This window comes from Bartonella sp. AP36NXGY (assembly GCF_042195865.1).
GTDB lineage: Bacteria > Pseudomonadota > Alphaproteobacteria > Rhizobiales > Rhizobiaceae > Bartonella.
Map to the genome: position 1 here is coordinate 104918 of NZ_JBHIPD010000005.1, position 10007 is coordinate 114924.

General features: G+C 34.5%; 7 protein-coding genes and 2 pseudogenes. 5 read left to right on the top strand and 4 right to left on the bottom strand.

Annotated elements, in window-relative coordinates:
• Positions 1 to 41: 41 nt before the first annotated feature.
• Entirely contained in the window at positions 42 to 776 is a 735-nt protein-coding gene (locus ACFINX_RS03695; protein ID WP_375613393.1) for a pyridoxine 5'-phosphate synthase, read from the top strand.
• 1067 nt (positions 777 to 1843) lie between these two features.
• Positions 1844 to 2863 (top strand): ketol-acid reductoisomerase, encoded by a 1020-nt coding sequence (gene ilvC, locus ACFINX_RS03700; RefSeq protein WP_375612028.1) that lies wholly within the window; start codon positions 1844 to 1846, stop codon positions 2861 to 2863.
• 115 nt (positions 2864 to 2978) lie between these two features.
• Here ilvC and ACFINX_RS03705 read toward each other — a convergent pair whose 3' ends face one another.
• The 4 genes and pseudogenes from ACFINX_RS03705 to ACFINX_RS03720 all read right to left on the bottom strand — a co-directional run bounded on the left by ACFINX_RS03705 (position 2979) and on the right by ACFINX_RS03720 (position 8777).
• Positions 2979 to 4370, bottom strand: a complete 1392-nt coding sequence (locus ACFINX_RS03705; RefSeq protein WP_375668350.1) for an amino acid permease — start codon at positions 4368 to 4370, stop codon at positions 2979 to 2981.
• A gap of 1013 nt (positions 4371 to 5383) precedes the next feature.
• Positions 5384 to 6784, bottom strand: a complete 1401-nt coding sequence (locus ACFINX_RS03710; RefSeq protein ID WP_375613396.1) for an amino acid permease — start codon at positions 6782 to 6784, stop codon at positions 5384 to 5386.
• A 742-nt stretch (positions 6785 to 7526) separates the two neighbouring features.
• A pseudogene (locus tag ACFINX_RS03715) lies at positions 7527 to 8024 on the bottom strand (LysE family translocator).
• 144 nt (positions 8025 to 8168) lie between these two features.
• Positions 8169 to 8777 (bottom strand): fumarylacetoacetate hydrolase family protein, encoded by a 609-nt coding sequence (locus ACFINX_RS03720; RefSeq protein WP_375668351.1) that lies wholly within the window; start codon positions 8775 to 8777, stop codon positions 8169 to 8171.
• 50 nt (positions 8778 to 8827) lie between these two features.
• Between ACFINX_RS03720 and ACFINX_RS03725 the strand changes: the two genes are divergently transcribed.
• The 3 genes and pseudogenes from ACFINX_RS03725 to ACFINX_RS03735 form a co-directional block, all read left to right on the top strand.
• Positions 8828 to 8962 (top strand): hypothetical protein, encoded by a 135-nt coding sequence (locus tag ACFINX_RS03725; RefSeq protein WP_375668352.1) that lies wholly within the window; start codon positions 8828 to 8830, stop codon positions 8960 to 8962.
• A 172-nt stretch (positions 8963 to 9134) separates the two neighbouring features.
• Positions 9135 to 9309 (top strand): annotated as a pseudogene (locus ACFINX_RS03730) (transcriptional regulator); the annotation flags it as partial.
• Positions 9310 to 9633: 324 nt separating this feature from the next.
• The coding region (locus ACFINX_RS03735) for an alanine-zipper protein (RefSeq protein WP_375668353.1) at positions 9634 to 10007 on the top strand (374 nt) is incomplete at its 3' end.

Below are 10007 nucleotides of genomic sequence, written 5' to 3' on the forward strand. Positions count from 1 at the left end.
TTTTTCTATCTTGTTACACACTATAAAAAATGGAAATGGGCATGGCGGTAAAACTTTCGGTTAATCTTAATGCTGTTGCTGTTTTGCGTAATCGACGTAATCTTCCGTGGCCAAGTATAACAAATATTGGGCATATAGCGCTTGCTGCTGGAGCAGCAGGTTTGACGGTTCATCCGCGCCCTGATGAAAGGCATATTCGTTTTGCGGATTTACCAGATATATACTGTTTAATAAAGAACACTTTTCCTACTGCTGAGTTTAATATTGAAGGTTATCCCAGTGATCAATTTTTGGATATCGCTAAAAACTATGCGGATCAGATTACCCTTGTTCCTGATGATCCAGATCAGTCAACGTCTGATCATGGTTGGAATTTTGCTCATGATGCAGAATTTTTAGCACCTATTATTCAGAATTTAAAAAACAGAAAGATTCGTGTATCCCTTTTTGCTAATCCTACTGTCGATGGTCTTGATATTGCTAAAGCAATGGGCGCTGATCGTGTGGAATTTTACACGGGACCTTACGGTGGTGCATTTCAGGATAAAACAAAACAAGATCAAGAGCTCAATAAACTTGTTTTAGCAGCAAGAAGAGCAAAAGAATTGCAGTTAGGTATAAACGCAGGGCATGATCTGACACTTATGAATCTTCCTGCTCTTGTCAAAAATATTCCTTGGCTTGATGAAGTTTCTATTGGCCATGGGCTCATTGCTGATGCATTAGAGTATGGAATACATGAGACTGTTCAGCGTTTTATCCGGTTGTTATCGTAATCTTTTTCTCTCTATAAAAATTGGAAAAGAAATTTTTATAGAGGTTTGCCAATTTATCTTAAAAAACAATTTTATATATGTTGATATAAATAGCACTATTATCGTGCATTATAAATATTCTATTGTTCCTCTATTTATTGGTTGCTTTCTATCTTTTGTTTTTGAGTGCATACGATGTTTTTTATTTGTACTATCCATTATGAGGAAGTTTTAAAATCTTCTTATTATAATTTCTTTGAATGGAGAAGAAGTAGGGTTTTGAAAGTATTTCCCTTATAAAGGAGTGCGTAGGATTTTAATGGATTAATACACAAATTTTCTTGATATTGGAGCTCATTTTTGGGTTATCTGTAAATAGTATAACGTAAAATCTCCTTATGAATAAGCTTAATGCAATAGGAGCTGTTAAATAGAATGATGATATCGACTTGTAGCTTTATGAAGTAAAGAGAGTGATGTGCAATAAATCTTACACTATTATAGGGAATTTTTGAAAAGGGCTTGAGCATATTAAAATTTTTTTATAAGGCGCCATAAATGGATAACATAATAGCCGTATGGGGGCTTCTTCGTGTGAGAGGCGTGGGTATTAAAAGAACGTAAAAAGTAAAAACATCCTCTCTATTATTCTAAAGATATTGTTGTATATGCTTTTGAAGGTTGTATTAAAACAATACTTGTTATTTTGTAATTTTTCTTGCTATCCGTATTGATTTGGTTCATGTTAAAAATTGTGTGTTGTATCTTAATTTTTAGAATATAGCGTTTTGTTGCACGATAAAAGAGTAGAATATTAGCTAAATTTTCTTTAGAAATCTTATTTTGTGTAATTATTGTTTTTGTAGAATAGCAGTTGAAGTTTATTTGGGGATCCGTATATGTTTTAGGAATGTTTGGGGACTACAGTTTTTTCTATGCAATATGTAAACTTTAAAATTATTCAATTGCTGTGTTCTTATAAGCGGTGTTTTTTGTCTTTATAAGTGTGTGATGCACTGTAGATAATGTTTCTTATTGAATAAAAGTAATCTGAAATCCAGTTTAAATAGAGAAAGAAGGAATTTTTTATGCGTGTTTATTATGATCGTGATGCGGATGTTAATCTCATTAAAGGGAAAAAAGTAGCCATTGTTGGTTATGGTTCTCAAGGGCGTGCGCACGCTTTAAACTTGAAAGATTCTGGTGTTAAAAATGTGCAAATAGCTTTGCGTTCAGGGTCGGAAACAGTAAAAAAAGCCATGGCTGATGGTTTTGAAGTGGTGAGTGTTGCTGAAGCAGCAAAATGGGCAGATCTCATCATGATGGCAACACCAGATGAATTGCAAGCTGATATTTATAAGGAACATATTCATGATCATTTACACGATGGGGCAGCGATTGCTTTTGCGCATGGTTTGAGCATTCATTTTGGCTTGATTGAACCTAAAAAAAACGTTGATATTGTGATGATTGCTCCTAAAGGTCCAGGGCATACAGTTCGTCATGAATACCAACGGGGTTGTGGTGTTCCTTGCTTAATAGCGGTGGCGCAAGATGCTTCAGGGCATGCACATAATGTAGCATTATCTTATGCATGTGGACTTGGTGGTGGACGTGCTGGGGTGATTGAAACAACATTTAAAGAAGAGTGCGAAACTGATCTTTTTGGTGAACAAGCGGTTCTTTGTGGTGGTCTTGTTGAATTGATTCGAGCAGGTTATGAAACATTAACACAAGCAGGTTATGCGCCGGAAATGGCTTATTTTGAGTGTTTGCATGAGGTTAAACTGATTGTTGATCTCATGTATGAAGGGGGCATTGCAAATATGAATTATTCGATTTCTAATACAGCTGAATGGGGTGAATATATGTCTGGTCCACGTGTGATTACGGATGAAACCAGAGCAGAAATGAAACGTATATTGAAAGATATTCAAACGGGTAAATTTACATCGAATTGGATTCAAGAATATAAAGCTGGTGCTGCTCATTTTAAAAGTATGCGGCGTTTAAATGATAATCATCCTATTGAAGAAGTTGGTAAAAAACTTCGTTCTATGATGCCTTGGATAAAATCGAATGCTTTGGTTGATAAAGAGCGTAATTGAAGATTCTACAGAGATATTTTGTCAATAGCTTTTATAATTTTATAGATAAATATCAAAAAAAGGGTAACTTTAGTTACCCTTTTTTATATGTTTTTGGAAACATAAGCTTTATTTTTTAATTTTTTGCATAATTCTTTTTCCCAAAAAGAAAGTATACAATTCCTAAAAATATGAACCATGCTGGAGTGTATTTTAAAGCTATGGCAGTGTCAGCTTCTAATGACAATAAATAGATAATGAATGCAAAGAAAACAAGAAGCGCCCAACACATAACAACACCTCCTGGCATTTTATAAGGAGAGACAGTATGCTGGAGAGGACGATTGCGGCGATAGACGATATAGCTGATCAAAATGATAGACCATACAAATATAAACAAAGTTGCGGCAATTGTCGTAACAATTGTAAAAGCAGCTATGAGTGTTTGAGATAACGATACAACGGCATAACCAAATAAGATGCATATACATGAAAAGAATAATGCGTTGGCTGGAACGTGGTTACGAGAAAGTTTTCCTAAAAATTTAGGAGCACCTTTTTGTGTTGCTAGCCCATATATCATACGGCTGGTAGAAAAAATTCCACTATTTGCTGAAGATGCGGCAGCTGTGAGGACAACAAAGTTCATCAAACCTGCAGCAGTTGGGATACCAATAAGTGCATACATTGTTACAAATGGGCTTTTTTCTGGACTGATTTGATCCCACGGCGTCACAGACATAATCACAAGAAGAGAGAATATATAAAAGAATACAATGCGGATTGGTATTGAATTAACAGCCTGTGGTAAAGCTTTTTGAGGCTCTTTTACTTCAGCAGCAGCTGTTCCAGCGAGTTCAATGCCAACAAAAGCAAAAATAACAATTTGAAATCCAGCAAAAAAGCCTGTAATTCCTCGCGGAAAAATATTCCCACCGTTCCATATATGGTTAAGAGAAGCAACCGTACCGTTTGGAGAGACAAAACCGGTAAAGATCATATAAAATCCTACAACGATTAGGACTAGAATTGCTACGATTTTGATAAAACCAAACCAAAACTCAAGTTCGCCAAATAGTTTTACGGCGACGAGGTTAAGAATTAAAAAGGACATAAGACCAATTATAACAGGAATCCACGGATTGAGCTCAGGCCACCAAAAGTGTGTATAAGTGACAATAGCAATAATTTCAGCAGTTCCAGTGACAATCCAACACAACCAATATGTCCAGCCGATAAAGAATCCGGCACATGGCCCTAGAAGATCGGTTGAGAAGTCAATAAAAGATCGGTATTGTGTATTAGAAAGCAATAACTCTCCCATAGCACGCATGACAAAGTATAGAGCACAACCAATAATTGCATAAACGAGTAGAATTGAGGGGCCTGCTACACTGATTGTTTTTCCTGATCCCATGAAGAGACCTGTTCCAATCGCTCCACCAAGGGCTATAAGTTGTATGTGTCGGTTATGTAGTCCACGTTGCAATTTCTTCTTAGGTTTTTTTTCTAAATTTTGTTTGTTCATTTTTGGGGAGTTCTCCTTAGTTATTTTTAAATAAAAATTACCCTAAAAAAGGTAATTCCTTCTATCGGAACACGCTATGGTTAAGGAGTAAAGGAATTTTTTTCTATGACTATATGTGAATAAAGCAAAAACATTATTAATTAATGGAATAATTATTTTATATATAAGAAAAAAAAGATAAATTGTATTATATTTTTTTGATTTTTTATGTTTTATACATAAGTAATATATATAATATATAATATAATTTATATTATATATTATTATTATATGTATATAAATAATAATATATATTTATGTATATTTGTTTATAGTAATTTTTATATAAATATCTTTATATTTAAAATTATTTATTTATAGATATTGTTATCTATATAAAAATATAAATAAAATTGTAAATTTATTAAATATAAAACTTTGTATATAAATAAAATAAGTTTAAATGGTTAAACTATTATTTAAAACATTAAAAAATATATTTAAAATTTACACTTAAGTATTAATATTTAAAATTTATTACAAATAGAAAAATATTTTCATAGAATCTTTTTTTATTGCAGATAGCTATTAAGATATATTCTGTTTAGAGCTATATTTTTAATTTTGATAAAAAATTGAATATAAATTTTTTGGGGGGGAAAGTTTTAGATAAATCTCATGTTTTATTAGTAAACAATGTCAGTGAAGTTTATAGAGAATTTTTTACAGAATAGCTCGTTTCTTATCCTATTGTGCAGTAAAATACTGTTGTGTAGAGTAGTGATATAAAGCATATAACATTTTACGCATTAAGTATTTTTAGAATGGGTGGTGAGTGTTCAGGGCAGGGCTAGCCCATAGAGCCTTATGTAGGTGAACCATATAAATGATCAGCAGCATTCCCCCTTAATAAGCCGGATTGTTTACAAACCGGTGCCGGTAGGAATCGTCGTTTTTTGATGTTTGGGGAGGAGGTTAAGTAGAAAAAGGGTAACTAAAATTACCCTTTTTTGAGATGTTTTTATGTATAGACTTTATTTGTTACCTTGAGTTATTTTTTTCTTTACAAACATAAAATACATTATACCTAAGAAAACAAACCAGAATATACTATATTTTAAGGCTAGTAGAGTATCAGCTTCTAATGTCAACAAATAGAGCATGAAAACAAAGAAAACTAAAATTATCCCACACATGATAACACCTCCTGGCATTTTATAAATGGATTCAGCGTGTAGATGAGGGCGATTGCGACGATACACAATATAGCTAATCAAAATTACAGACCATACGAATAAAAATGCAATAGCTGAAATGCTTGTCACAATTGTAAAAGCACTTATGAGGCTTGGAGAGAGTGAGGCAATTGTATACCCTATTAAAATACATAAACAGGAAAAGAATAGAGCATTGGCTGGAACATGGTATCTGGAAAGTTTACCTAAAATTGGAGGTGCACCTTTTTGTGTTGCAAGTCCATATATCATACGGCTGGTAGAAAAAATACCACTATTTGCTGAAGAGGCAGCTGAGGTAATAACGACAAAGTTTACCAAGCCAGCAGCTATCGGAATGCCTGCAAGCCAAAACATCGAGACAAAGGGGCTTTTATCTGGAACAATTTGATCCCAAGGTGTGACAGACATAATTACAGCGAGAGAAAAAATGTAAAAGAGTACAATACGGATCGGTATTGCATTAATTGCTTTGGGGAGAACTTTTTTAGGTTCTTTTACTTCAGCAGCGGTTGTTCCAGCAATTTCTATACCAACAAAAGAAAAAATGGCAATTTGAAATCCAGCAAAAAAACCTGTCATTCCTCGCGGAAAGATATTGCCATCGTTCCATACGTGATTGAGAGAAGCAACCGTACCATTGGGAGAGGTAAAGCCCGTAACGATCATATAAAATCCCACAACAATTAATGCTAAAATTGCGACGACTTTGATAAGACCAAACCAGAATTCAAGTTCACCGAATAGTTTCACGGCAAAGAGGTTAAAGATTAAAAAGACACTAATGCAGGTAAAAACGGTAAACCATGGATTGAGTGTTGGCCACCAAAAGTTCATATAAGTGATGATGGCAATAATGTCAGCAGCTCCAGTTACAACCCAGCTCAACCAATAGCTCCAGCCAACAAAGAAAGCGATTCCCGGTCCTAGCATATCGGTTGAAAAATCAATAAGAGATCGGTATTGTGAATTAGAAAGCAACAATTCTCCCATAGCACGCATGACAAAGTATAGAGCAAAACCGATAATAGCATAAACGAGTATGATGGAAGGACCTGCTACACTAATTGTTTTTCCTGCCCCCATGAAGAGACCTGTTCCAATAGCACCACCAATGGCTATAAGTTGTACATGTCGGTTGTGTAGTCCACGCTGTAACTTATTCTGAGAATTATCTTTTAAATTTTGTTTGTAGCTCATTTTTTGGGGGTTCCCTTTAATTATTTTGAGATTAAATTACACTAAAAAAGCATTATTTTGTATCGAAGCATGATATAAATGAGGTGTAAAGGAAAAAAACGTTTTTTATGATTTTGTGTGGATAAAGAAAAGAATATGTTTTAGGAATATGCTTTTGAAAAAAGAGAATGTTGTCCTCTTAAATAACGTAACAGATATTTGAATGGGGAGCTTTTTATTGTTATGAATAACAAATTAATTGTTCATTAAAAGACGTGGGGCTTTTAAAATTATTTCAGAAAGTTGTCAGGAGTTTTTATAATTTTTTGAAACTTATTATTTGTAATCAGTGCATTATTTATTATTATTCATAATGGTGAGAGTTTACTTTTTGCTCAAGTAGCACTCGAGAGTTCTCATCTTAGTTTAAGAAACAATTTTTAATGGAAAATTAAAATGATTTTTAAATCATTTTTTTGTTTGTATGGTGCTATCATAAATCAAAAAGTTACTTTTGTTTCATAAACGAAAAGAGGAATATCATAGCTTATTTTTTTAAAAGTGATGAATAAGGATTTTGTTTAGATATTGGTAACATTTTATAAAATGTTGCGAGAAACTCACATTGTTTACACAAAGTTTACACAAACGTCCTTGAGAGTATGATAAAGAAATGCAACGTAATTCAGTTATACAAAGAAAAAAGAACTGGGGATTGTATAAGCTCTGTTAGAGATTGAGCTATTCATAGTGAGAGACAGAATCAGGAAAAGATTGCTCTATTAACTTTACAATTTGTTATCAAAGATAAAACTGTTCCTGTCGCAATGTTAATCGAGCCTTTTACCCGCTGCTTTTTTAAGGCGGTACTGGCAAATGATATAAAAATGGTCATTAAAGTAAACCATGCAAAGATGTTGAAAGAATGTATTGTGACAAGTTCAAAACCTTTTTTAATGCTACCTCCAGAAGCTAAGAATTTTGGAAAAGCTGCTATGTAAAATATAGATACTTTGGGGTTTAGTATTTGTGTCAGAAAACCGTCCATATAGCTGGTTAAAAGCTTTGTTTAACTCGTAGCATGCTTTTCATTCGTTGAACTTCTTTCTTTTGAATTTAAGCTGTGTATTCCAGATTTAATTGATTTAAAGCCCATGTATAATAAATAGCTGCCACCCATGAGTTTTACTAAAAAAAACAGCGTTTTGTTGTTGAGAATGAGCGCTGATACACCTAGGTGTGGAAAATGCCCCATGCACATATGTTGCTGTACACAATCCTAAAACGTTTACAAATGCGTTCTTTCTTCCCAATCTCGTTGCATTATCGATGATAAGGGCCATATTCGGCCCCGGTGAGATGACTAAAAAAAATGAAACAATGAAAAAGGTCAGTATTTGATGATTCATTTTACTTTTAGCTCTGAAATTAATTGATTTTCGAGATACAATTCTATTCTGTCAAACTGAGAAAGTTTTCCGACACCCTGTGGAGTGCCTGTGTATATGAGATCACCACGTCTTAGCTGAATGTAGTGACTTAAAAATGAGATTACCTTCTCAAAGTTAAAGATCATATTTTTCGTATTGCCAACTTGTCTTGTTTCGCCATTTAACTTCATTGCAAAGGTTATTGGGTTGTTTATTTTTTCCTTGTTTATGAAGTCAGAGACGTATGCGGCGCCTTTAAATCCTTTCGATAAAAGCCAAGGAAGCTTTTTTTCTTTCAGTTTTGTTTGCAAATCCCGCGCTGTGAGATCAAGACCTATTGCTACGGCATCATAGCATTCTTCTGCTTCTTCCTCCATGATCATGAAAGCGTCCTTTGAGATTTTGAGTACAATTTCGGTTTCAAAATGTATTTCTTTGGAAAAATTAGGGAGATAAATTTCATTGCCTAAAACGAGTGAACTTTTTGGCTTGCTAAAGATAACAGGTTCATCTTCAACAACATTACCTAGTTCATGAACATGTTCAACATAATTGTATCCAACACAGTAGATGTCATTTATCATGGGAGCCCTCCAAATTTTTCATTTTCTCTTTGTATAGGCAAGAGAAAACTTTGCAAACAACATTTTTTCTTATATCGCGTTTTGCGTTTTCTGGAAAAGAAGCATTATGTGGGTTAATGACTAACCACGATGACAGCCCTTCGCATTATCCTCTTTTGAAGAGTGCTCAATCTTATAGTCTTTGAGATTATTTTCATTTTGATTGCTAATCTCCTGAAATGACTTTATTACTTAAAGAGTAATTTTGCTCGTCTACGCAGCGATTAGTAGGGTCTGAAAGCCCTAAAGTTCGATCATAAATGAGCCCACTCTGTGGGTGTCTCGGAATTATGGGATATTTTTCTATATCTAGGTGCTATGAGCACTAAAAGTAAAAATCTGGTTCGTATTCAATACTTTCAGGCTCTCGGAATACTAATGCGAGGGTGCTCGCAACCGGCGGGGGACTTGAAAGTGAAAAGCAAAAAGCCACATTTTAACGACATTTCTATAGGCAAAAAATCGCTTTCAAAGAAAAATGCTGGGAATGTCGTAAAAGCAATTAGGGCACCAATTAGGGATAACTTTTCAACAAATCCAAAAGTATGAGAAAGTCTGTGATGATTAAAAAGAAGCAGACCGTGGCAAACTTATTATGGCATTTGGAACGGAGAAGATTTTTACCAGCTTTAAGATAGCACAACAAATAGCCGGAACTGGAGAGCGTGTTTTGTTTCTCGTGCCTTTTCTGGCTTTGATGTCATAAACGATAAGAGAATGGACACGCTATACAGAAGTACTGTTTCATTCCTTTGTGGTGTATTCTGATACATAAGTTGGCAAGCGTCGTAAAACAAAGATGCTGTTGTCGAACTTGATGTCTCAGATCTTGGCTCTATCAGCTACCAACGGATGTTCAAAAGCTTTGAAAAAAACAAATAAAGTCTTAGCGAATGCAATGACCGTGGTGTTTGCTACTTACCAATTAATCCAAGTGATTGCGGATGCGCAAGAGAAATACGGTTTATCAGAATTTGATCTGATCATTTATGAAGCAGCGCAGGTTAAGGCAGATAAGGTAGAACCTTTGGTTGTAGAAGCCAAGGAAGTAGCTGAGACTGCGAAGATAACAGCGGAAGAAGCGATGAATGTTGCGGAGCAAGCAAAAGAAGAGGCTGATACGACGAAGCAAGGGCTTGGAGAGGTCAAGAGTTCATTAGACACGGTGACAGCAACGACAAATTCTGCGAA